The 24038-nt window shown below is 64.6% G+C and carries 18 protein-coding genes; 15 read left to right on the top strand and 3 right to left on the bottom strand.

Annotated elements, in window-relative coordinates:
• The first annotated feature begins 20 nt into the window (after positions 1–20).
• The 5 genes from tig (at position 21) to Q0X61_RS01300 (ending at position 7570) form a co-directional block, all read left to right on the top strand.
• Positions 21–1451: a trigger factor gene (gene tig, locus Q0X61_RS01320; RefSeq protein ID WP_297739579.1), complete on the top strand. Its 1431-nt coding sequence runs from the start codon at positions 21–23 to the stop codon at positions 1449–1451.
• Between the two features lie 147 nt (positions 1452–1598).
• Positions 1599–2204 (top strand): ClpP family protease, encoded by a 606-nt coding sequence (locus tag Q0X61_RS01315; RefSeq protein ID WP_108871548.1) that lies wholly within the window; start codon positions 1599–1601, stop codon positions 2202–2204.
• 23 nt (positions 2205–2227) lie between these two features.
• Positions 2228–2845: an ATP-dependent Clp protease proteolytic subunit gene (locus Q0X61_RS01310; protein WP_297739683.1), complete on the top strand. Its 618-nt coding sequence runs from the start codon at positions 2228–2230 to the stop codon at positions 2843–2845.
• 189 nt (positions 2846–3034) lie between these two features.
• The gene (clpX, locus tag Q0X61_RS01305) at positions 3035–4312 is read left to right on the top strand and encodes an ATP-dependent Clp protease ATP-binding subunit ClpX (RefSeq protein ID WP_297739577.1); all 1278 of its coding nucleotides are present in this window, start codon (positions 3035–3037) and stop codon (positions 4310–4312) included.
• A 57-nt stretch (positions 4313–4369) separates the two neighbouring features.
• Positions 4370–7570: a S41 family peptidase gene (locus Q0X61_RS01300; RefSeq protein WP_297739575.1), complete on the top strand. Its 3201-nt coding sequence runs from the start codon at positions 4370–4372 to the stop codon at positions 7568–7570.
• A gap of 63 nt (positions 7571–7633) precedes the next feature.
• On the opposite strand, the gene Q0X61_RS01295 is transcribed toward Q0X61_RS01300, so the two are convergent.
• From Q0X61_RS01295 to Q0X61_RS01285, 3 genes are all read right to left on the bottom strand, one after another.
• Positions 7634–8971, bottom strand: coding sequence for a DUF2254 domain-containing protein (locus tag Q0X61_RS01295; RefSeq protein ID WP_297739573.1), 1338 nt, complete (start codon positions 8969–8971; stop codon positions 7634–7636).
• The gene (valS, locus tag Q0X61_RS01290; RefSeq protein ID WP_297739572.1) at positions 8968–11508 is read right to left on the bottom strand and encodes a valine--tRNA ligase; all 2541 of its coding nucleotides are present in this window, start codon (positions 11506–11508) and stop codon (positions 8968–8970) included. The genes Q0X61_RS01295 and valS overlap by 4 nt, the downstream gene beginning before the upstream one ends.
• 108 nt (positions 11509–11616) lie before the next feature.
• Positions 11617–12441, bottom strand: a complete 825-nt coding sequence (locus Q0X61_RS01285) for a thioredoxin domain-containing protein (protein ID WP_297739570.1) — start codon at positions 12439–12441, stop codon at positions 11617–11619.
• Between the two features lie 194 nt (positions 12442–12635).
• On the opposite strand from Q0X61_RS01285, the gene Q0X61_RS01280 reads away from it, so the two are divergent.
• The 10 genes from Q0X61_RS01280 to Q0X61_RS01235 form a co-directional block, all read left to right on the top strand.
• The gene (locus tag Q0X61_RS01280) at positions 12636–13973 is read left to right on the top strand and encodes a folylpolyglutamate synthase/dihydrofolate synthase family protein (protein ID WP_297739568.1); all 1338 of its coding nucleotides are present in this window, start codon (positions 12636–12638) and stop codon (positions 13971–13973) included.
• Positions 13963–14307: a DUF4233 domain-containing protein gene (locus tag Q0X61_RS01275; protein WP_297739566.1), complete on the top strand. Its 345-nt coding sequence runs from the start codon at positions 13963–13965 to the stop codon at positions 14305–14307. Before Q0X61_RS01280 ends, Q0X61_RS01275 begins: the two co-directional genes overlap by 11 nt.
• Positions 14304–14708: a nucleoside-diphosphate kinase gene (gene ndk / locus Q0X61_RS01270; RefSeq protein ID WP_297739564.1), complete on the top strand. Its 405-nt coding sequence runs from the start codon at positions 14304–14306 to the stop codon at positions 14706–14708. Before Q0X61_RS01275 ends, ndk begins: the two co-directional genes overlap by 4 nt.
• Positions 14709–14881: 173 nt before the next feature.
• Entirely contained in the window at positions 14882–16819 is a 1938-nt protein-coding gene (locus Q0X61_RS01265) for a TIGR03960 family B12-binding radical SAM protein (protein WP_297739681.1), read from the top strand.
• A gap of 75 nt (positions 16820–16894) precedes the next feature.
• A complete protein-coding gene (locus Q0X61_RS01260) occupies positions 16895–17674 on the top strand; it encodes a hypothetical protein (protein ID WP_297739563.1) in 780 nt (259 codons plus the stop codon).
• A 46-nt stretch (positions 17675–17720) separates the two neighbouring features.
• Positions 17721–18419 (top strand): TIGR03936 family radical SAM-associated protein, encoded by a 699-nt coding sequence (locus Q0X61_RS01255; protein ID WP_297739561.1) that lies wholly within the window; start codon positions 17721–17723, stop codon positions 18417–18419.
• Between the two features lie 222 nt (positions 18420–18641).
• Positions 18642–21188: an Rne/Rng family ribonuclease gene (locus Q0X61_RS01250; RefSeq protein ID WP_297739559.1), complete on the top strand. Its 2547-nt coding sequence runs from the start codon at positions 18642–18644 to the stop codon at positions 21186–21188.
• A gap of 162 nt (positions 21189–21350) precedes the next feature.
• Positions 21351–21539: a 50S ribosomal protein L28 gene (gene rpmB, locus Q0X61_RS01245; RefSeq protein WP_108871559.1), complete on the top strand. Its 189-nt coding sequence runs from the start codon at positions 21351–21353 to the stop codon at positions 21537–21539.
• A gap of 73 nt (positions 21540–21612) precedes the next feature.
• On the top strand, positions 21613–23841 hold the full coding sequence (locus Q0X61_RS01240; RefSeq protein ID WP_297739555.1) for an ATP-dependent DNA helicase RecG: 2229 nt from the start codon (positions 21613–21615) through the stop codon (positions 23839–23841).
• The coding region (locus Q0X61_RS01235; protein WP_297739553.1) for an RsmD family RNA methyltransferase at positions 23838–24038 on the top strand (201 nt) is incomplete at its 3' end. The genes Q0X61_RS01240 and Q0X61_RS01235, both read left to right, overlap by 4 nt.

Below are 24038 nucleotides of genomic sequence, written 5' to 3'. Positions count from 1 at the left end.
CCATTTCAGGAGACAAGTTCGTGCCTAGCACTATCGAGCAGCTCAACCCCACCCGGGTCAAGCTCACTGTTGAGATTCCCTTTACCGATCTCAAGCCCCACCTTGACAAGGCTTACAAGGACATCGCCGGCCAGGTGAATATTCCCGGCTTCCGCAAGGGCAAGGTGCCGGCTCAGGTGATCGACCAGCGTTTCGGCCGCGGCGTCGTGCTGCAGGAGGCCATCAACGACGCCATGCCTGGCGCCTACGGTGCCGCTGTCGAGGAGCACAAGCTCTTCCCGCTCAGCCAGCCTGACATCGAGGTCACCAAGCTCGAAGACAACGAACTGGTCGAATTCACCGCTGAGCTCGATGTTCGCCCCGACTTCGATCTGCCTGATTTCAAGAAGATCGACGTCGAGGTCAGCGCCGCGCAGAGTAGCGACGAGGAGCTCGACGAACGCATCGAGCTGCTCCGTAAGCGCTTCGCCACTACGAAGGAAGTGGGTCGCAAGGCCAAGAAGGGCGACCTCCTCACCATCGACCTCAAGGCCAGCCAGGACGGCAAAGAGCTGGAGGAGGCCATCGCTGAAGATCTCGAGTACGAGATCGGCGACGACAAAAACATGCTCGAAGGGCTCAAGAAGGCCGTCACTGGTACCAAGGCCGGTGACGTCGTTACCTTCACCTCGACGCTGCTGGGCGGCAGCCACCGTGGCGAAGAGGCCGAGATTGAGGTCACCGTGAAGAAGGTGCAGCAGCAGGATCTGCCCGAGGTGGACGACGAGTTTGCTCAGATGGTCTCTGAGTTCGACACCGTCGAGGAGATGAAGGACGACCTCCGCAAGGCCGTCGAACAGCAGGCCAAGCAGGAGCAGATCGCCGACGCCCGCGACAAGATCATCGAGGCCGTCGTCGAAGCCACCTCCTTCGAGCTGCCCGAGAAGACGCTTGCCGACGATCTCGCAGCCCGCCGCCAGGGAGTCGAGCAGCAGCTCGCTCGCGCTGGGCTTACCCTGCAGCAGTACCTCGAGGAAGCCGAAGACGAAGAAGCCGAGGATGAGGAATCCTTCTGGGCTGAGCTCAACCGTCGCGGTGAAGAGGCGCTTCGCGCCCAGATCATCCTCGACAAGTACGCCGAGGAGAACACCGTCGACGTCTCGCAGCAGGACCTCACGGAACTCATCTTCCAGAAGGCCCAAATGAACGGCACCTCGCCGCAGGACGAGATTCAGCACATGATGGAGCACAATCACATGGCTGAGTGGATGTCTGAGGTGCGCCGAGGCAAGGCGCTCGCCGCCATCTGCGCCGCGGCGACGGTGAAGGACGGCGAGGGTAACGTCGTCGAGATGCCGAAGCCCGTCGAGCCCGACGAAGCCGCTTCCGACGATGCCTCCGAGGCCACTCCAGCGCAGATTGTCACCGAAGTGGACGGCGAGGAGATCGCCGTCGACACCGAGGCCAAGTAACGCGCAACGCTCAGCAAACGAAGGGCGGTTCCGCACATGCAGGGGCCGCCCTTCGTCGCACGAATTTGCTCTGCCGACGGCGAACAGTTCGGTCAAGTGTTGGGTCGGGCGCCTGGTGCCGGTAGGTTGGGGTCCGTGACTGAACGAATGAACCCCACCGCAGTGGCGGCCGCCGGGGGCCTGGGCATGAACGACAACGTGTATCAATCGTTGCTCGCGAATCGCATCATCTTCCTGGGCTCCGAGGTGCGCGACGAGAACGCGAACGCCATCTGCGCTCAGATGCTGTTACTGAATGCAGAGGATCCGCATAAGGACATCTTCCTCTACATCAACTCGCCCGGTGGCTCCGTTGATTCCGGGATGGCCATCTTCGACACCATGCAGTGGATCAGCAACGACGTCGCCACGGTGGCGATGGGCCTCGCTGCGTCGATGGGGCAGTTCCTGCTGTCTGCGGGCACGCCCGGAAAGCGCTACGCGCTACCGCACAGCCGCATCATGATGCACCAGCCCTCAGGCGGGCTCGGCGGCACGGCATCGGACATCCGCATCCAGGCGGAGCAGTCGCTGCACATCAAGAAGACCATGGCCGAGCTCATCGCGAAGCACACCGGCCAGCCGCTCGAGCAGATCGAAGCCGACTCCGACCGTGACCGCTGGTTCACTGCTGAGCAGGCACTCGAATACGGTTTCATCGACCACGTCTACGAGCGCGCGTCGCAGATCAACACGGAGGCACCGAACCAGTGAGTGAATTCACCCTGCCCGGCGGAATGGCTCCGGCGAGCCCGTCAATGGACTACTACATCCCCCAGTGGGAAGAGCGCACCAGCTACGGCGTGCGTCGCGTTGACCCCTACACGAAGCTGTTCGAGGACCGCATCATCTTCCTCGGCACCCCCATCAGCGACGACATCGCTAACGCTGTGATGGCGCAGCTGCTTTGCCTGCAGTCGATGGATGCCGAGCGCCCCATCTCGATCTACATCAACTCTCCGGGCGGCTCCTTCACTGCGCTCACGGCCATCTACGACACGATGCGCTACATCAAGCCTGAGGTACAGACGGTGTGCCTGGGGCAGGCTGCCTCGGCAGCCGCGGTGGTCCTGGCTGCGGGCACGAAGGGTAAGCGTTTCGCCCTGCCGAACTCACGCATCCTCATCCACCAGCCGGCCACCGAGGGAGGTCGCGGACAGTCGTCGGACCTTGAAATCCAGGCGAAAGAGATCCTGCGCATTCGTGCGCTCATGGAACAGATGCTTGCTGACGACACCGGGCAGCCAATCGAGAAGATCTCGAAGGACATCGAGCGCGACAAGTTCCTCACCGCCGAAGAAGCGAAGGAATACGGCATCATTGACGACATCTTCACGACGATGAAGCAGGTGTGAGGCAGCGCTGATGCGTTGGGGCCTTGGGGAACGTAAGCCTCCCAGGCCCCGGTACGTTGAGGGTGCGCTTGTACACGCAGTCACCATCTGCGAGTGAGCCGCACGCCGGCCGTGCGGCGAGCCATCTGGAGTTGCACGGATGAATCGGTAGGCTTACCTGGAGAAACTACTATGGGAGGAGGCCCGCCGATGGCGCCAGCGAGTGATGTCCGCGAAGTGTTCAAATGCAACTTCTGCGGCAAGTCGCAAAAGCAAGTGCGACGCCTCATCGCCGGCCCCGGCGTCTACATCTGCGACGAGTGCATCGATCTGTGTCGGGAGATGATCGAGGAAGAGTTCCCCGACGGGGGTGACACGCCGGCGCTGTCCGAGCTGCCTAAACCCAGAGAAATCCGCGATTTCCTCGACACCTACGTCATTGGTCAAGATGATGCGAAGAAAACCCTCGCCGTCGCTGTCTACAACCACTACAAGCGCCTCCGAGCCGAGCAGAAACGCCCCCGCCGCGCGAACGCGGAAATCGTCGAGGTTGCCAAATCCAACATCCTCATGCTCGGCCCCACCGGCTGCGGGAAAACCTACCTCGCCCAGACCCTAGCGCGCATGCTCAACGTGCCCTTCGCGATGTGCGACGCAACGGCACTCACCGAGGCCGGCTACGTCGGTGAAGACGTCGAGAACATCCTCCTGAAGCTCATCCAAGCCGCCGACTTCGACATCAAGAAGGCAGAAACGGGCATCATCTACATCGACGAAATCGACAAGGTGGCCCGAAAATCGGAGAACCCGTCCATCACCCGCGATGTGTCAGGCGAGGGCGTTCAGCAAGCGCTGCTGAAGATCATCGAGGGCACCGTCGCCTCGGTGCCGCCGCAGGGCGGGCGCAAGCACCCGCACCAGGAGTTCCTTGAGATCGATACGACGAAGGTGCTGTTCATCGTCGGCGGAGCCTTCGCGGGCCTAGACGAGATCATCCGAGAGCGCGTCGGCAAACGCGCGCTCGGGTTCAGCACTGCCGCAGACGAGGAGCGTGAGCTCGTCGATACCTTCGCGCGGGTGCGGCAAGAGGATCTGCAAAAGTTCGGGCTCATCCCGGAGTTCATCGGACGCCTGCCGGTGGTCACGTCGGTGTCCCCACTCGACCGCGACTCCCTCGCCCGCGTCCTCAGCGAACCCAAGAATGCGTTGATCAAGCAGTATCAGAAGCTGTTCGACCTCGACGGGGTGGAACTCGAGTTCTCCGAAGACGCCATCGATGCCATCGCGGAGAGCGCACTCGAGCGCAACACCGGGGCTCGTGGGCTGCGTTCTATCTTGGAAGCGCTGCTGCTCGACGTCATGTTCGAGGTGCCGAGCAATGACGACATCACCACGGTGCGCATCACCGCAGCCACGGTGCGTGGCGAAGAACGACCTGAGTTGATATCGCGGGCCGAGATCGAGGCTCATCGGGGCCTGTCAGCCTGATTTTCTAGGTTCGCGCGGGTGGTTGTCGCCCCCAGTGCGTGACTAAGCTGGGGCCTTATGACTTATGGCTACCGGCGTTACCCGCATGTTCACGACAAACACATTGTGTTCGTCGCCGATAATGATGTCTGGCTAGGGGAAACATGCGGTGGTACGGCGGCCCGATTGACGCGCGGAGAAGACACGCCACGCACTCCGAGATTCGCTCCCAACGGGCGCGATATCGCGTTCGTTTCCACCACCGGCGGTGGTTGGGATCTCTACCTCACGGGTGCCGACGGTGGCGCGCGCAGACTCACCTGGCTCAGCGCGTCGAAGATGCAAGTATCCGGATGGATCGACGACGCGCACGTCATGATTGCCTCGTCGCACGAGACGGTGGCGCGCGGGCTGACGTACCTATACTCCGTCTCACTCGACGGGCGCATCACCCGACTGCCCTACGGCCTCGCCATGGATGCGGCTGTCGGAAGAGCGGGTACCGTCGTCGCGAGCCCGAACTTCCACGGCCCGCACGATTGGAAGCGCTACCGCGGCGGCATGGCGATCAGGCTGTGGATTTCCGCCGACGGCCGCTCCGACTGGAAGCGGGTGTTGCCCGACACTACGGCGAGCCTCGCAGGCCCTTGTTGGTTCGGCGACCGCATCATTTTTACCTCTGACCGCGGCGACGCCGTCCGCGGCCAGGCACAGCTGTGGTCAGTCACCGCCACCGGCGGAAACCTGAAACAGCACACCAAGCACGGCTTTGAGCAGGGTTACGTCCGTGACGCCACCACCGACGGCAAGAGCATCGTCTACCACGCTCGCGGCCAGCTGTACCTCATCACCTCGCTCGAGGGCCGCCCGGAACGCCTCGACCTGCGTACGGCCACCGGACGCCCACAGCCCGTCTCCATCACCCCTAGCGAGCGTCTCGAGGCCGTCGTGCCCGATTACGGCGGCGACGGTTCCTTGCTCGAGTGGCGGGGGGCGGCATACTTCCTCACCCACCGTTCCGGCCCCGCGCGCGCACTCTCGGATGCCCCAGGCGTGCGCATCCGTGAACCCCGACTGCTCGGGCGCACAGGCAAAGCCATCTGGGTATCCGACGTCGAAGGCGAAGACTGCCTAGAGATCAGGGGCGTCGACGGTGACGGGCCGGCGCGCCGCCTCGCGCAAGGCCGCGTCGGGCGAGTGGTGGCGCTGCAGCCCAATGCGCAGGGCTCGAAGGTTGCCGTCGGATCGCACGACGGCACGATCTATCTGCTTGACGTAACCCGTGGGTCGTTGAAGAAAATCGGGCGCTCTCCCAATGGTGAGCCCAGCGGATTCACCTTCTCTCCGGATGGGTGTTACCTGGTGTGGCGCGAGGCGATTGCCAACGAAGGCATGCTCGGCAGACTCGTCGGCTACAACCTCACCGAGGATGCTGCCTTCACACTCACCAGGGGCCAGTTCAACGACTATTCGCCGCAGTTTTCCACCTGCGGCAAGTACCTCATCTTCTTGTCTTCACGCACCATCGACCCCAGCTACGATGAGCTCACGTTCGACCTGTCGTTCACCAACACCGTGCGCCCATGGCTGGTGCCACTGAGCGCCGAGGAGCCTTCGCCGTTTGGTGTGAGCGCCGATGGCTGGCAGATCAGCGAGCCCGACGATGAATCCAGCGCCGACGGTGACGCCAAGAAGGGCGACCAAGACAGCAATGAACTCCCGCAGGTCATGCTCGATGAAGCTGGATTCGAGGACCGCCTCTCAGTATTTCCCGTACCCAGCGGGCAGTTTCGTGGTGTATTTCCCGTCGCCGACGGCGTCATTTGGACGCGTTCCACCGCCGGCAGTGCGGTGCTGGGCGACGGGCGCGTCGGCACCGAAGACACCAAAGACCTCGCCGAGCACTTCTCGTTCAAACAGCGCAAGACGACGGTGGTCGTCGACGCCTGCGACTCCGTGGCCGTCTCTGGGGACGGCGAGCACCTCGTCGTGCGTTCCGGCGACGAGGTGTGGGTGCAACCGTCTGGCTCGAAACCGGATGATGACGGCAGGATTAGTGTGGACCTCAGCAGACTCCGCCGCGAGATCGACCCCGTCGCTGACTGGCGGCAGATGTTCGACGAGACCACGCGCCTCATGGCCAGCCACTTCTGGCGTGAAGACATGGACGGCGTCGACTGGGAATCGGTCGTGGCCCAGTACCGCCCGCTCGTGGCTCGGCTCGCCACCTACGACGACCTCGTCGATCTGCTGTGGGAAGTTGTCGGCGAACTGAACACGTCGCACTGCTACGTGATTCCGCCGGATTCCGGCGAGCAGTCGCCCGTCGGCTGGCTTGGTGCTGAGTTCCGGCGCAACTCTAAGCAGGAGATCGTTATCGATCGCATCCTGCCTGGCGAGGCTTCCGATCCCCGCGCGCGCTCCCCGCTGCTGGCGGCGGGCGTCGGCGCAGCGCCCGGCGACGTGATCCTCTCCATCGATGGGCACCCCACCGCGGAGGCGAAGCACATCGGCGAGCTGCTCGTGGGGACCGCCGAGAAGGCTATTGAGTTGACGCTTGCTCGTGGCCGTATGAAGCGCCGCGTTGCGGTGGTGCCGGTTGCCTCCGAGGTGCCGCTGCGCTACCACGAGTGGGTGAAGCACAATGTGCAATACGTCGACCAAGGGTCTAACGGCGCGCTCGGCTACGTGCACGTACCCGACATGACCGCCTTTGGCTGGGCTGAGTTCCACCGGCTCATCGGCGAGGCCACGGGGCGCGACGGCATCGTCGTCGACGTGCGGTACAACGGCGGCGGCCATACCTCCGAGCTCATACTCGAGCGGCTCATGCGCAAGGTGGTTGCGTTCACAGGCGCGCGCCACCTCGACGGCTTCGGCACTTACCCTGCTCAAGGTATGCGAGGGCCCGTAGTGTTCGTCACCAACCCGTTCGCTGGCTCCGACGGCGACATCGTCACTCTCGCAGCCCAGGAGCATGGACTCGGGCCGGTGGTGGGGGAACGTTCCTGGGGTGGAGTGATCGGCATTGACGGCCGCTTCCAGCTCGTCGACGGCACCGAGGTTACCCAGCCGCGCTACTGGATCCAGTTCGAGCGCTCCGGGATGCGCGTCGAGAATCACGGCGTCGACCCCGACATCGAGGTGGAAATGACGCCCGATGTCTGGGAATCCCACAAAGACCCTCAGCTCGACGCAGCCATTGAGGAGGCGCTGCGGTGGCTCCAGCGCGTTCCGGCCAAGGAGCCAAAGCCGCTGGGCGCACCGCGCTTCGCCTGACCCGACGATCTGGGCGCGAGCACTCTAGGCTCCCGACAAGTGGGGCGGGTTCGGTTGTAGCGCCTACTGTGAATCCTGTGGCGCGTCTTGTGCCCTGGACTCCACCACGAGATTGTACAACTCGCGTGCCCGCTCGTCGATGGCGGTGAGCGCCTGGAACTGCCGGTCGTTGAGCTTCGATTTCGCGTCCCGCATGAGACGGGTGGCGTGCCCGCGGGCGTGTCCTGCCAGCTCGGGGTGCTGGTTAGCACCCTCGATCTGCCACGCCATCTGCACGAGCGCGCCGTAGACCGTGTGGTCAGCCGATAGGTAAGGATCGAGCTGGAGGAACGGTGCGTCGATGAGCTCCTTGTGGGATGGAGGGCGCCAGAACACGTGCACGGCCCCGTCCTCCTCGCGGATCGCGCCGTGAAGCAGCGGGGCGCGCACCAGTTCGACGAACGCCGATGTGAGCTCGTCGATAGCATTCACCGCCGTCGCTGGGTCGTTGGTGCCGGGCGACAGAGCCCTGACGGCTACTTCGATCACATCGCCCAGTGCCCGGTGCACGTCCGCGTCGGACTGGCGGCTGGAATCGAGATCCAGTGCCGCCCGGACGGCGTCTGCGCCTGCCTGCGAAGCATGGGAAATGCGCGCGATCACGCCACCTGGGTAGACCCTGTCGCCGATGGCCGCTTCCAACACCACCCACACGTGCTCGTCGCGGGCACAAGATACCAGCGTGTCCAGGTCCACCGCGCCGACGTAGCCCCCGCGCTCCGCGAGGACGACGTGCCCTCCCACCGGACGCGTGGTGTCACAGTCTGTGTCAGCATGCCGGCGCAATTCGGTTTCGATCACGGTGTCGAGCCGACGTACCGCGGCGTCGGTCATGGCGCTCACCCGCGTCGAGGCCGCCATGTGATGCAGAAACGAGATGAGCAGGAAGACATTGACCACGCCCAGCATCAGCGCGACCAGCACAGCTAGCCGGGGCACGAACGTGTTGCCGTCGTCGCTGCCGGAACGCAGCCAGCGGGAGACGAGGATGGTGTAGACGAACGTGGATACGAGGATGCCCAGGGTGAGCTGATTGCGACGGTCGGCCATGAAGTTGCCGACGAGCCTGGGCCCGTAGCTGGTGGATGCGGTGACGATCACCGAAATGGTGATGGAGAATGCTGTCGCGGCCGCGCCGAAGGTGCCGCCGCCGATCGCGGTAAGCAGTCCGCGTGAGCCGTCGACACCAAAAGCAAGCGCCGAACTGGCCCACCACGCGGGCTCATGGGCGCGCAGCCAATGGTCAACGGCAACGAGCGTCTCCGCGGAGACGATGGCCACCAGCACGCACATCGCGGGGATGAACCAGAAGCTGGCCATCATGTGCTGCGCCCGGCGGCGCATGCGACGCAAGGTCGTCACTGCTGCGCGGCGAGTTGCACGTCGACGCTGAGCTCGTCGCCCCCGTCGGTCCACGTCACCTCACCGACGATGCGCCCGACGGCGCGCAGGTCGCTTTCGATGGCGCGCAGGCGCTCCAGCACGTCGGCGGGGCCACTGAACGCGGCCTTCACCACCTCCGTGCGCATCGACACCTTCGCATTCGACTTCGCGCCACGCACCGCGATCAGCGCCGAGGCCACGTCGTCCATGAGCTCGGTGTCTGCCTCCGGCAATTCCTCGACGGTGGGCCACACCGAGCGGTGAATGGACCCGTCGCGGAACCAGCTCCACGCCTCCTCCGTCACGTACGGCAAGAACGGGGCCAGCAGGCGCAGCTGCACGTCGAGAGCAAGCTGCAACGCAGCCTTCGCGGAACGCGAACCCTCGCCGTCGGAGTACGCACGCTCCTTCACGAGCTCGATGTAGTCGTCGCAGAACGCCCAGAAGAACTGTTCCGCAGCCTCGAGCGCCGACGTGTAGTCGTACGCGTCGAACGCCTGGGTGGCCTGCGCAACCACTTCACGCAGCGAAGCGAGCATCGCGCGGTCGAGCGGGTTGGTGACCTCATCGACGGTGAACTCGCCCTCCGCTCGGGACAGCGCGAACTTCGATGCGTTTAGCACCTTGGTCGCTAGGCGGCGGCCCACCTTCATCTGCGATTCATCGAAGGGGGAGTCGAGCCCCGGGCGCGCCATCGCCGCACGCCAGCGCACCGCGTCGGAGCCGAACCTGTCGAGGATCTCGGTGGGCACCACCACATTGCCCTTCGACTTCGACATCTTCTTGCGGTCGGGGTCGACCACGAAGCCCGAGATCGTGGCGCGCTTCCACGGCAGTGAGTCGAACTCGAAGTGGGAACGCACGACGCGGGAGAACAGCCACGTGCGGATGATGTCATGGGCCTGCGGGGCTACGTCCATCGGGAACGTGAGGTTGAACAACTCCTCGTCGCGCTGCCAGCCGCAGGCGAGTTCGGGGGTGAGCGACGACGTCGCCCACGTGTCCATCACATCCGGGTCCGCTATGAAACCACTTGCCTGACCGCGTTGGGATTCGTCGTAGCTAGCGGGTGCCTGCGACATCGGATCGACGGGGAGCTCGGCCTCATCGGGCACGATTGGGTGGTCGTAGTCGGGCTCGCCCTCGGCGTCGAGCGGGTACCAGACGGGGAACGGTACGCCGAAGAAGCGCTGACGGGAGATCAGCCAGTCGCCGTTCAAGCCCTCCACCCAGTTGTCGTAGCGGTGGCGCATGTGTTCCGGCACCCACTGCAGCTCCTCGCCGCGGGCACGCAGCTTGGCCTTGAGTTCGTCGTCGCGGCCACCGTTGGAGATGTACCACTGCCTCGTGGCGACGATCTCGAGCGGTTTGTCGCCCTTCTCGAAGAAGTTCGCCTTACGGGTGGTGGCCTTCGGTTCCTCGGTCATCGCACCGCTCTCGCGCAGCATCGCGACGGTGGCCTCGCGGGCGGAGAACACCGTCTTGCCGGCGAGCTGCTCGTAGGGCTCGGTGTTGATGACCCACTCGGGCGTCTCGCGCGCGAAGCGGCCGTCGCGGCCAATCACCGTGCGAGTGGGGAGGTTGAGCTCGCGCCACCAGGTGACGTCGGTGAGATCACCGAAGGTGCAGCACATGGCGATACCGGCGCCTTTGTCGGGCTCCGCGTCGCGGTGGGCGAGCACGGGAATCTCCACGCCGAACACCGGCGACGTCACCGTCTGCCCAAACAGGTCCTGGTAACGCTCGTCGTCGGGGTGTGCGATGAGTGCACACACGCTCACCAGCAGCTCGGGGCGGGTGGTTTCGATAAAGACGGGGGAGCCGTCGGCCTTCGTGAAGGCGACGCGGTGGTAGGCGCCGGGGTAGTCGCGGGCTTCGAGCTCGGCCTGCGCGACGGCGGTCTGGAACGTCACGTCCCACAGCGTCGGCGCGTGGTTCAGGTACGCCTCGCCGCGGGATAGGTTGCGCAGGAAGGCCTTCTGGGCGATGCCCTGGGTGTCGCGCCCGATTGTCGTGTAGAGCAGATCCCAGTCCACCGACAGCCCGAGCCGGCGCCACAGCGCCTCGAAGACCTGCTCGTCGATGGCCGTCAGTTCCTCACACAGCTCGATGAAGTTGCGACGAGACACCGCCACCTGGCGCTTCGGGTCAGGTTTGGTGGGAGGCTGGAAATCGGGGTCGTAGGGCAGCGACGGATCGCAGCGCACGCCGTAGTAGTTCTGCACGCGGCGCTCGGTGGGCAGACCGTTATCGTCCCAACCCATCGGGTAGAACACTTCCTTGCCGCGCATGCGCTGGTAGCGCGCCACAACGTCGGTGTGGGTGTAGCTGAATACGTGACCTACGTGCAGCGAGCCGGAGACGGTGGGCGGCGGGGTGTCGATGGAGAACACGGCTTCGCGGGAGGCCGGGCGACGGAATGCGTACGTGGCTTCGTCGCTCCACACCTTGCCCCACTTCTCCTCGAGGCCTTCGAGGGACGGCTTGTCGGGGATGCGGGATTGCAGTTCGGTCATGCCAGCGATCTTAGTGGCAAGCCCCGAGCCACGCAGTTTCGCTCAACCGTGAACGCGCTCGAGAGCCCGCAGCCAAGGTGGCGGACGGGCTCTCAACGGGCGGTGTAGTTACTCTTCTTCGCCGAGTGGCCTGTGGGTGGGGGCCTCCGTGCCCTCCTGTGCCTTGGTGATGGCGTCCAGGAGCGACGCGGCGTCGGGCTGGATAAACCGCTGCTTGGTCTCAGGGTCGCCGAATACCAATCTTTGACCGTTCACCACGTAGGTGGGCGTGCCGGTGGCGCCGGAGTTCAGGAAGTCGTCGTGCGCCTTCTTCGTGAAGTCCTGGTACGCCCGCGTGCGCAGTAATTCCTGGAACTGCTTCAAATCCTCGCCCTCGATGCCTGCCTGCTTCGCGAAGGTTTCACGCAGATCTTTCTCGGGGAAATGCGAGTTCTGGTTCTGGAACAGCACATCCGCGTACTGTCGGTACTTCCCGAAGGCGTCGGCCGTCGCCGCAGCGATCGCGGCGCGGTGCGACGCCCCAGGCTTGTCGCCATCCAAGAAATACGCGGTGCGGTGTTCAACGGTGATCTTGCCCTGCTCAACAAGCTCGGCGAATGCCGGGCCATAGGTGGCTTCGTATTCCGCGCAGTACGGGCACTGGAAATCGGTGTACACGATCACGTTGGGCACCCCATCGGTGGGCATCTTGCCATCTTGCATGATGCCGCCCGCCGCGGTGGCGTTCGGGGGTGTCTTCTGATCCTTCGTCACCTCGATGCCCCGGTTGTTCAGGATCGGTGGGATGGCCACCACCGCAATCACGACAATGAGTGCCAACGCCACGATGCCGGCGCCGATGCCGATAACTCGGTTCCTGCGGCGTCGCTGCTGTTCGAGTTCCTGCTGCTGGCGCAGCATGGCGCGGCGGCTGAGATTTTGGTTATTCGCCATCGTGGTGTCTCTCCAAGCAATCCTGATTCAGGGTTCAATGAAACGCAACGACTCGCGATGCCGTTTTGTTCCGTATCACTCGAGTTGCAGTGTAGTGGAGCTTGCCTCGTGTTCGACCCTTCGATATCGCCGCCTGTGACCGTGTGCCTCGAAAGTGGGCACTTCCAGGTGTCAGGGCATACGATCAAGGCATCATGCACGAGACGTACCGCGAGCTCACCGCTCAACTCACCGCCCGCTGGCCCGAACACCGGGTGGCGCCCAGCCTGAAGCGTATCGCTGCGCTCATGGACCTCCTGGGAGAACCGCAGCGCGCGGTCCCTGTCATCCAGGTTGCGGGCACCAATGGCAAGGGCTCGACGGCGATTATGATCGACGCGCTCCTGCGCGCCAGCGGGCTGCGCACGGGGCGGTTCTCGTCGCCACACCTCACGGACGTGCGGGAACGCATCTGCATCGATGGCGTGCCCATCTCGCCGGAGGGCTTCGTTGCGGTGTGGGAAGACATCGAGCCCTACGTGCGCATGGTGGACGGTGAGCGCCACGACGGCGTGGCAATGACCTTCTTTGAAGTGGTCACCGGCCTCGCCTATGCCGCATTCGCTGACGCGCCCGTCGACGTGGCCGTGATGGAGGTCGGGCTCGGGGGGCGTTGGGACGCCACCAGCGTCGCTGATCCGCAGGTGGCCGTCATCTGCCCCGTCGGGCTTGACCACACGCACATCCTCGGCTCGACCATCCAGGAAGTCGCAGGAGAGAAGGCCGGCATCATCAAGGAAGGGGCGACGGCGGTGCTCGCGGGGCAAGACCCGGCGGCAGCAGCCGTGCTACTGGAGCGCGCCGTCGAGGTGGGGGCCCGTGTGAAGGCCGAGGGCCCCGACTTCGGGCTCATCGACCGCCAGGCAGCCATCGGCGGACAGCTGCTGCGCATCGCGACGGAGGGAGGCCCCGTCGGCGACGTGTTCCTCCCGTTGTTCGGTGAGCACATGGCGCGCAACGCGGCGCTGGCGGTCGCGGCCGTGGAAGCGTTCCTGGGCGGCAAACCGCTGCACCCGGAGATCATCGTGGAGGGGCTCGCCCAAGTGGAAGCGCCTGCACGGCTCGAACGTGTGCGCACCTCGCCGCCCATCGTCATCGACACTGCCCACAACCCGCAGGCGGCTCTCGCCACCGCGAAGGGATTCAGCGAAGCATTCACCTTCCAGCCGACCATCGGCGTGGTCGCGATGATGCAAGATAAGGATTCCCGAGAAGTGCTGCGCATCTTCTCGGAGATCATGGACATCATCGTCATCACCAAGGTGCAAACCTCACCGCGAGCACGTGAGATTGCTGAGCTCGCCGAAGAAGCACGCGAGTTCTTCCCCGAAGGCGCCATCCACCAGTCGGCAACCATGGCTGAAGCGCTCGACACCGCGGTGATGCTCGCTGACACGCTGTCCGAGCACGCCGGCATCCTCGTCGCGGGCTCCGTGATCGCGGCGGGAGAAGCCCGCGCGCTCCTAGCGAAGGATGCCACCGATGAGGCTTGATCCCACCAACCCCATGAACGCTTCGATGCGGGCCCTGCTCGTCTTCGAGCTCATCGTCGCGTGGCTCTCGTTTCCCGGCATGCTGCAAGTAGCTGGAGCGGACGTGAGCGTGGCGTTGGCGGCGTGTACGGCGGAGACGCTGCTGCTCGTCGCCGCGGCGGGCGGAATCAAGAAACCGTGGGGGTACCCCGTCGGGTGGGCCGGGCAGGCGGGCCTCCTGCTGCTGGGGCTCCTCACGTGGTGGATGTACGTGATGGGTGCGATCTTCGCCCTGCTGTGGATAACCTCATACGTACTCGGCAAACGAATCGAAGCAAAGAAGGAAGCCCAGTGAACGAGACATTCGTCATCATTAAGCCCGACGCGGTGGCCGCTGGACATGTCGGCCACATCCTCACCACCTACGAGGATGCAGGGCTCACCGTCGAAGCCATGGAGCTGCGCACCATCGACGGAGCCTTCTCCGACAGGCACTACGCCGAGCACCTGGAGCGCGATTACTACCCGCCGCTGCGCGAGTTCATGACCTCCGGCCCGCTCGTGGCTGTGATCCTCTCCGGCGACGACGCCATCCAGAAGGTGCGGGCGTTGAACGGCGTCACCGACCCGTCGAAGGCCGAAGAAGGCACCATCCGGCAGCGCTTCGGCACGAGCGTGCGAGAAAACGGTGTGCACGCCTCCGACTCGGAAGCCACGGCAGCCTCCGAGATCGCGCTCTGGTTCCCACAACGCTGACGGCACCAACGCAGACCGCGACTGAGCGCACGCCAGATCGCTATTTTCGCCTTTTTGGAGGCATTTTCGTCGTCTGGTGTGCGCTCAGTCGTGCAACGCGCTGGTAGGTGCCCGCGGATGATTCCCGGCTCGCGCCATACGGCAGTTACAATCGGCGCGTTATGACTGCCACCATGCCAGGACAGACCCTGTTCCCCGAGCTCGAGCCGTTGCTCGCGCAGGTCTCCAAGCCCATCCAATACGTGGGCGGTGAGCTCAACGCCGTCGTGAAGGAGTGGGACGCCGTCGACGTGCGCTGGGCGCTCGCGTACCCCGATGCCTACGAGGTTGGGCAGCCCAACCAGGGCGTCGCCATCCTCTACGAGATCCTCAACGAGCAGGACTGGATCCTGGCCGAACGCACCTACTCCGTGTGGCCCGACATGGCCACTCGGATGCGGGAAGCGAGCATTCCCCAGTTCACCCTCGACGCGCACCGCGCCATCGGTGACTTCGACGTGTTCGGGCTCAGCTTCTCCACTGAACTCGGCTACACCAACCTGCTGAGCATGCTCGACCTGGCAGGCATCCCGCTGCACGCCGACCAGCGTGGCGACGGGGATCCCATCGTCGTAGCGGGCGGGCACGCGGCCTTCAACCCGGAACCCATCGCCGACTTCATCGACGTGGCAGTGCTCGGCGACGGCGAAGAAGCGTCGCTGCACATCTCCGACATCGTGCGCGAATGGAAACAGGAGGGGTGCCCCGCAGGCCGAGACGGGCTGCTGGAGCGGCTAGCCGAAACGGGTGCGTTCTATATTCCGCGCTTCTACGACGTCGAATACTTGGACGATGGCCGCATCATGCGCGTTGCTCCGAATCGCCCGGCCGCGCCCTTCCAGGTGCGCAAGCACACGCTCATGGATCTCGATGCCTGGCCCTACCCGAAGAAACCTATCGTGCCGCTCGCAGAGACAGTGCACGAGCGCTACTCGGTGGAGATTTTCCGCGGCTGCACCCGAGGGTGCCGGTTCTGCCAGGCGGGCATGATTACCCGCCCAGTGCGCGAACGCAATATCCAGACCATCGGCGAGATGGTGTCCGGTGGCCTGCAAGCCACCGGACTGGAGGAAATCGGCCTGCTCAGCCTCTCGTCGGCAGACCATTCGGAAATAGCCGAAGTCACCAAACAGCTCGCCGACCGCTACGAGGGCACCAACGTGTCGCTCTCGTTGCCCAGCACCCGCGTGGACGCGTTCAACATCGACCTCGCCAACGAGCTCAGCCGCAACGGCCGACGCTCCGGGCTCACCTTCGCGCCCGAGGGTGGCTCGGAGCGGATGCGCAGAGTCATCAACAAGATGGTCACCGAGGACGACCTCATCAGCACCGTCGCTACGGCGTTCAGCAACGGATGGCGGCAGGTGAAGCTGTACTTCATGTGCGGCCTGCCCACGGAGACCGACGACGACGTGCTCGCCATCGCGGACATGGCGGCCAGAGTGATCGAGACCGGACGGGAGGCGTCCGGGACGAAGGACATCCGCTGCACGGTGTCCATTGGCGGGTTCGTGCCGAAGCCGCACACCCCGTTCCAATGGGCCGGGCAAGCGAGCGCGGAGACGGTGAACCGTCGGCTCCACGCGCTGCGCGACAAGATCCGCGAGAATCGTCACTACGGCAAATCGATCGGGCTTCGCTACCACGAGGGCGAGCCGGGCATCGTCGAAGGACTGCTGAGCCGTGGTGACCGTCGCGTCGGGAAGGTCATCGAGCGCGTGTGGCGTGAGGGCGGGCAGTTCGATGGATGGAGCGAGCACTTCAGCTACGAGCGGTGGGTGCAGTGCGCCAATGAAGAGCTCGCGCCGTTCGGTGTTGACCTCGATTGGTTCACCACGCGCGAGCGCGAGTATGAGGAAATCTTGCCGTGGGATCACCTCGACTCCGGCCTCGACCGCGACTGGCTGTGGGAGGACTGGCAGGAAGCGCTCGACGAGCAACCCGTCGACGACTGCCGCTGGACGCCCTGCTACGACTGCGGCGTGTGCCCACAGATGGGCACGGACATCCAGATCGGCCCGACGGGGCAGACTCTGATTCCACTGAGCGTCGTGAAACGTGACCTCAGCTGACGCCATACTAGTTGTATGCGTGTGATCCGAGGCATTGTCGCCATTGTGGCTGCTCTAGCTTTGGCGAGTTGCGGCGTGAATAAAGACAGGCAGGAATCCCAGCTTGTTTCGGAGCTGGGGGCCATCGACGGCGTGGACCGCGTCGAGGTGACGTTCCACGCCACGGCAGGCGGGTTGGCCAGTGCGCCAGCCCCGAAGGTGCACGGACGTGACGATCTGAGCCCGGCTGAGGCGCAACGAGTGGTTCGACGCGCGCTTGAGCGAGTGGCGGATCTGGACATGGGCGTAACGCAGTTCCGGTATCAGCAGCGCATCGGAACAGGTACGTTCGACCTATATGTGTACAAGCAATTCCGTGAGCCTCCCTTCGACGGTGCGACCTTCTCGTCACTGTTCGACGAAATCGGTCGGGGCGCTCAGGAAGTCAAGTGGGACAGTGGACGCTGCGACATGGCCGCCCACGGGCCGGCTCCCCAGCTGAGCGAGTGGTTCGACGCGCCACAGCCTAAGGGCTGCGCAATCAGCGTTAGGACGTGGTCTGATGGGGGAGGTGAGGTACGCAATGCGGGTGGCCTTCTTTCCCTGCAGCAACTTGCGCCCATTGTTGAAGACGGAAAGGTTGGGGTGGTTGAGGATGGGGACCGCATGCTCAGTGTGCATCCCGCCGACGGCGTGAAAGCCGAGCAACTTGCCGAGCAGATCGCGAGCGTCGTGGGTGACTTACCGTCGGGCCACGTTATCTCAGTTTCCAACGAGGAACTGGTTGTCGTCGCCGACGGCAAGGTGGCCCTGCGGCCCGACTGGCAGAATGTGGAATCAAAAGCACTCGTCGAAGCGATCAACGCGCACCTGTGACGCAGGGCATCTTCCGGGGCGCTCGCGCCCGGTAGAGTGATGCCCCGTGAGTAAGCGAAAGCAGCCTCCCCAACAGCCACCCCCGGTGCAGAAACTTCGCCTCCGCTACGCTAAACGCGGTGCCGCGAGGTTCACGTCGCATCGTGATTTTGGCCGCGCACTCGAGCGCGCGCTGCGCCGGGCCGATGTGCCGATGGCATACTCGTCGGGCTTCAACCCGCACCCGCGTATCTCCTACGCCAACGCCGCGCCCACCTCTGCCGCGTCTGAGGCGGAATACGTAGAGCTCGGGCTGGCCCAGCGCTGCTCGCCGGAGAAGGTGCAGGAAGCGCTGAACTCGTCGCTGCCGAACGGTTTCGTTGTCATTGACGCGGCTGATGCGGTGCCGGACTCACTCGGTGACCTGCTGCAGGCCTCAGACTGGGAGGTATCGCTGCCCGATGTCGACTCGGCCACGCTGGAGGGCGCCGTCGCGCGGTTCCTCACTGAAGGCAGTCACGAGGTGCAGCGCATGACGAAGAACGGCCCCCGCACCTTCGACGCGCGAGCCGCAGTGCTGCACTGCGCCACCGATGCTCAGCTGCTGACGATGCGCTTGCTGCACACCGTGCCGCTGGTTCGCCCCGACGATGTGGTCACCGCCCTGCGCTCGCTGGAGCCCGCTCTCGTGGGGCAGCCGTTGCTGCGACGCATCTGCCAGGGCCCGCTCGCAGGCGGTGAAATCGGTGACCCGCTGCGCCCCTGAAGATGCGCGAAAGCGCTGAGAGGGTCGCGTCGATGTGGCACATCTTTGGTTTCGTGTGCGAAGATGGCTGCAGGTCAAGGCGCCGCCGGCGCCACCGGGAAGCACTGGGCTGCACCGCGACATGGGTATGCACGCGACTGCCACGTAGCGCCTGGGGATCATAGGTTTTCGGCACAACACGGTTGTGCCCGTCCGCGCATCGAGCGCGTAAGGAGTTTCTCCATGACCGACGAGGTCGTACCCGAATCTAACGAGCCATCTGAATCCGCGCGCCCGCGTCGTCGACGCGCCGCCTCGCGCCCGGCAGGCGCCCCGGCGAAAGTGGAAGTGAGCGTTGCGGAGGCGCAAACTAGCGCGGCGCAGGTGGAATCCGACGCAGCGCAGCCGGCCGCGGCAGTGAGCGAGGAGGCACCTAAGCGCCCCGCCAGGCGCCGCGCCACCCGCAAGACCGCGCCAGCCGCGGCAGACGAGGCCGTCGTTGTCACCGGCGACGCGCCGAAGCAGGCTGAAACACTCGCCCAGGAATCGGCGTCTGCCGAGGAGCCCGCAGCCGAGGAGAATAAACCGACGCGCCGTCGAAGCTCTTCCAAGCGTGCGGAAGAAACCGCGGCGGATGTGCCGACGGAGGAGGCTCCTGCGGAAGAGAAGCCCAGCCGGAGTCGTCGCAGTCGCTCGTCCAAGAGTGAAGCCCCAGCCGAAGATACGCTGACGTCGTCCACCGAGGCCACCCAAGATGAGGTTGCGGGAGAGAGCGACGAGGAAGACGACGTGTCGGCCAAACTGGCCGAGGCTGAGAAGCTGGCGCAGACTCGTCGCGAGGTGGTCGCCAACCCGTTCATGAGCAGCGAGGACCGCGACAAGCAGCTCGCCGAGCTTGCGGGGGCAATCGCTGGCGGTGACGATGACGAGGACGACCAGTCCGACGACGAGGATGCCGCCGACAAGGCGCAACAGTCCGACTCCAGCGACGAGAACGACGAGAACGACGAGTCCGAGTCGCAAGACAACGACTCGAGCGACGACAATCAGTCGGAGGACAAGCCGTCGAGGCGCCGTCGTCGACGCGGCGGCCGGCGCCGTCGTCGCGGTAACAACAACCGCGACAACGACGACAACGATGACGATTCCGACGACAACAGCGACGACGACTCCGACGACAACGCGGAGAAGTCGAGCGATCAGTCCGACGATGGCTCCGACGACGAGAAGAGCAAGGACGACGAAGACAACGGCGACAACGGTGAGCACGCCACGTCGCGCCGTCGCAGGCGTCGCCGTCGCCGGGGAGGAGGCGGCAGCTCCGATTCGGGCGACGATGAGGTCACTGGCATCGAAGGCTCCACGCGGATGGAGGCCAAGCGTCAACGTCGCAAGGAATCGCGTGCCGCGGGTCGTCGTCGCGCCCCCATCCTGAGCGAGGCCGAGTTCCTCGCGAGACGTGAATCCGTCAACCGCAAGCTCGTGGTGCGACAGGGCGAGGAGTACACGCAGCTCGCCGTGCTCGAGGACGACATTTTGGTTGAGCACTACGTCGACCGCCCGTCGGCGTCGTCGCTGATTGGCAATATCTACCTTGGCAAGATCCAGAACGTGCTGCCGAGCATGGAGGCGGCCTTCATCGACATCGGACGTGGACGCAATGCTGTGCTGTACGCGGGTGAGGTCGACTGGGAGTCCTTCGGCGTGACGGGCGAAGACCGCAAGGTTGAGAATGTGCTCAAGTCCGGGCAGACCATCGTCGTGCAGGTCACGAAAGACCCGGTGGGGCAGAAGGGCGCCAGGCTCACGCATCACATCTCGCTGCCTGGCCGCTACATCGTCTATTCGCCGGGCGGCCACCTCTCCGGCATCTCCCGCAAGCTGCCCGACACCGAGCGTTCACGCTTGCGCAACGTGCTTAACAACCACATCTCCGACGAGGAGTCGGTGATCGTCCGCACGGCGGCCGAGGGCGTCGGTGAAGAAGATTTGGTGCGTGACATCAGTCGACTGAAAGCGCAGTGGGAGGTCATCGAGAAGCGCTCGAAACAAGGGGGAGCGCCCCACGCGCTCTACACCGAACCCGATCTCACGCTACGTATCATCCGCGACCTTTTCACCGAGGACTTCGAGCAGATTCAGGTTCAGGGCGACGGCGGGCCCGAGGACGCCTACGACGCCATCTCGGCGTATGTCGGGCACGTCGCTCCGAACCTGCTGGATCGTGTGCGACGTTACGAGCCGGGCGAGGATGGCAAGGACGTCTTCGCGGTGCACCGCATCGACGAGCAGATCGCCAAGGCGCTTGACCGCAAGGTGTTCCTTCCCTCGGGCGGCTCGCTCGTGATCGATCGCACCGAGGCCATGACGGTGATCGACGTGAACACCGGACGTTTCACGGGTTCGGGCGGTAACCTCGAGGCCACGGTGACGTCAAACAACCTCGAGGCTGCTGAGGAAATTGTCCGCCAGCTGCGGCTACGCGACCTGGGCGGCATCATCGTTGTCGACTTCATCGATATGGTCCTCCCCAGTAACCGCGAGCTGCTGCTGCGACGCCTCATTGAATGCCTCGGCCGCGACCGCACCCGTCACCAGGTGGCGGAGGTCACGAGCCTCGGCCTCGTGCAGATGACGCGCAAGCGCATCGGCACCGGCTTGGCCGAGGCGTTCACCGAGGAGTGCGAGCACTGCCACGGTCAGGGCTACATCAAATTCGAGGAACCCACCGATTCCCAGGCACCAGCAGACGGCGGCGACCGCCCCCAGCGTCGGCGTCGCAAGCGCTAACGGTAATGACCGTTTTCCTCCACTCCTGCCGAAAACTCTTGGAACACGGGCAGTGTCGGCTGCGTGTGGAGGATAACGGTCGGATTTGTGCGGGCGAGCGAATTCAGGTTAGGCTTGTGCGGTTGCCTGAGCGCAACGCCCCGTTCTATCAAGGAGATTCTGATGGCTGCCGTGTGTGACATCTGCGCCAAGGGTCCCGGCTTTGGCCACAACGTCCCTTGGTCCAAGAAGAAGACCAAGCGCCGCTGGAACCCCAACATCCAGCCGGTGAGCGCGTCCGTCAGCGGGCGTGCCAAGAAGATCAACGCCTGCACAGCGTGCATCAAGTCGGGCAAGATCCTGGCAAAGTGACGCTGCATAATGCGTAATAAACGAGGCGGTCTCTCGAGACCGCCTCGTTTCGTATCTCGGTAGGCTTTCACTTATGTTCCGCACCCCGATCTACCGCGAACTCGCGCGGAGCCTCCCCGACGTTGTCGGGGCCGCCACCGCGAAGAAGCTAGCCGCCATCGGGCTGCACACCCTCGACGACCTGCTGCGCCACGTGCCCCGTCGGTACATCTCGGGTACGCAGATGTCGTCGTTTCAGAACCTGCGCGAGGGCGAGGACGTGGCCGTCATCGCCAAAGTGGTGCATTCTTCCGTCGTGTACGGCCGCAAGACGCGCGTCGTCGCCACTATCGCAGACGAAGCGGGGCGCGAGCTGAGCGTCACGCTGTTCGTGCCGGGCGCCAAGGCACAATTTCTTGCAGATTACTGGAAGAACCTCCTCCGGCCGGGAGACCGCGGGTTGTTCGCCGGCAAAGTGAGCGTGTTTCGAGATCAGCTCCAGCTGAGTCATCCCGACTTCGTCATGCTCGACGGCGCCCGCATCACCGGCAGGAAAGACCGCAAGCGCTCAGCGAAACAGCAAGCCGGGGAAGACAACCGCCAAGCGATGGGGCGGATGGCGCAGCGGGCGACGATGGTGGGCATCTACCCGGCCACATCGACATTTCAAACCTGGATGGTGGCCGAGACCATTCAGATGCTGCTGCCCACCATCGACGGCGAAACCTTGCCGCAGTGGGTGCTCGAGGAAGCGGGGCAACCAACCTTCGAGGAGGCGCTGCGCAGCGTGCATGAGCCCGTCGACGTGGCCGAGGCGGGGCGAGGCATCGATCGACTGCGCTTTGACGAGGCGTTCGGCATCCAGCTGGCGATGGCCCACCGTCGTGCGACCATGGCTTCGGAAGCTGCCTCGCCCCGCACGCGCACCGCCGGCGGGCTCCTCGATACGCTCGACGAACGCCTGCCCTTTGCGCTCACCGACGACCAGCGTAGCGTCGGGGAGACCATCTTCGACGAGTTGGCGCGCTCCACTCCGATGCACCGACTGCTGCAGGGGGAAGTGGGTTCTGGGAAGACTCTCGTCGCACTCAGGGCTATGTGTGCGGTGGTCGACGCCGGTGGGCAGGCCGTGCTCGTCGCGCCCACGGAGGTGCTTGCCAAGCAGCATTTTGGCTCGATCAAGACCATGCTCGGAGAGCTCGGTGAGGGGCGCACTCTGGCGCAGCCTCGAGGCACGCACGTGACGCTGCTCACCGGCTCCATGTCGACGGCGGAGAAGCGCGAGGCGCTCAACTGTATCGTCACCGGCGAGGCGGGCATCGTCGTCGGTACGCACGCGTTGTTCTCCAACCCGGTGACGTTCTTTGACCTTGGGCTCGTCGTGATTGACGAGCAGCACCGCTTCGGCGTCGAACAGCGTGCGGCATTGAGCAAGAAAGCCTCCCACAAGCCGCACACGCTCGTCATGACCGCCACCCCGATTCCTCGCTCGATCGCCATGACGATTTTCGGTGATCTCGCCGTCTCCGAGCTGCGGCAGCTCCCACGGGGCCGCGAGGACGTGCAGACCGTGTTCGTGAACACTCTGCGGCACCCTGCCTGGGTGGATCGCGCGTGGGAACGCATCCGGGAAGAGGTTGCCGCCGGGCGGCAGGCCTTCGTCGTTTGTCCTGCGATCACCCCGGAACAGACGTCCATCAAGGGCGACGAGCAGCGCATGCTGGCGTCCGTGACTGAGCTGGCCGCCAAGCTCGAATCTGGGCCGCTCGAAGGTTTGCGCATCGGCATGGTGCACGGTCAGCAACCCACGGCAGAACGCGACGAGACGATGCGCGCCTTTTCAGCGGGTGAGGTAGACGTGATCGTGGCGACCACCGTCGTGGAGGTTGGCGTCGACGTGCCCAACGCGTCGGTGATGGTGGTACTGGATGCGGATCGCTTCGGTATCTCACAACTGCACCAGCTTCGCGGGCGCATCGGAAGGGGCTCCCACAAAGGGCTGTGTCTGCTCATGGCGCCACTGCGAGACGAGGATGAGCAGGCCCGCACGCGCCTCGAGGCCGTCGAGGGGTCGCGTGACGGATTCCACCTCGCGGAGGTCGACCTCGAGCTGCGGCGCGAGGGTGACGTGCTGGGCGTGGGGCAGTCGGGCGGATCGTCGCTGAAGATCTTGCGGATCGCCGACGTTGAACTCATCCAACAGGCGAAGGTGCTGGCTGAGCGGGTGGTTGACGACCCCCGCGCGGGCGACGACCCGCTGCTGGCAGACCTGTTGGATCAGGCCGCGCAGGTGGCCGCCGGCGAGTGGTTGGAGAAGGGATGAGCAGAATCATCGCGGGCAGCGCCAAAGGGCGCCGGCTCGCCACACCCAAAGGCGACCGCACCCGCCCCACCACCGACCGCGTTCGCGAAGCGCTCTTCTCCGCGTTGGCAAGCTGGTTTGGCACCGCCGACGAACCCGCCGACGAGCACCTCGCAGGGTTGGCGGTGCTCGATCTCTTCGGCGGCTCCGGGGCCATC

The organism is uncultured Tessaracoccus sp. (assembly GCF_947255005.1).
Taxonomy (GTDB): domain Bacteria; phylum Actinomycetota; class Actinomycetes; order Propionibacteriales; family Propionibacteriaceae; genus Arachnia.
The sequence above is the reverse complement of the archived record's forward strand: the minus strand, read 5'-3'. Positions and strand labels throughout refer to the sequence as shown.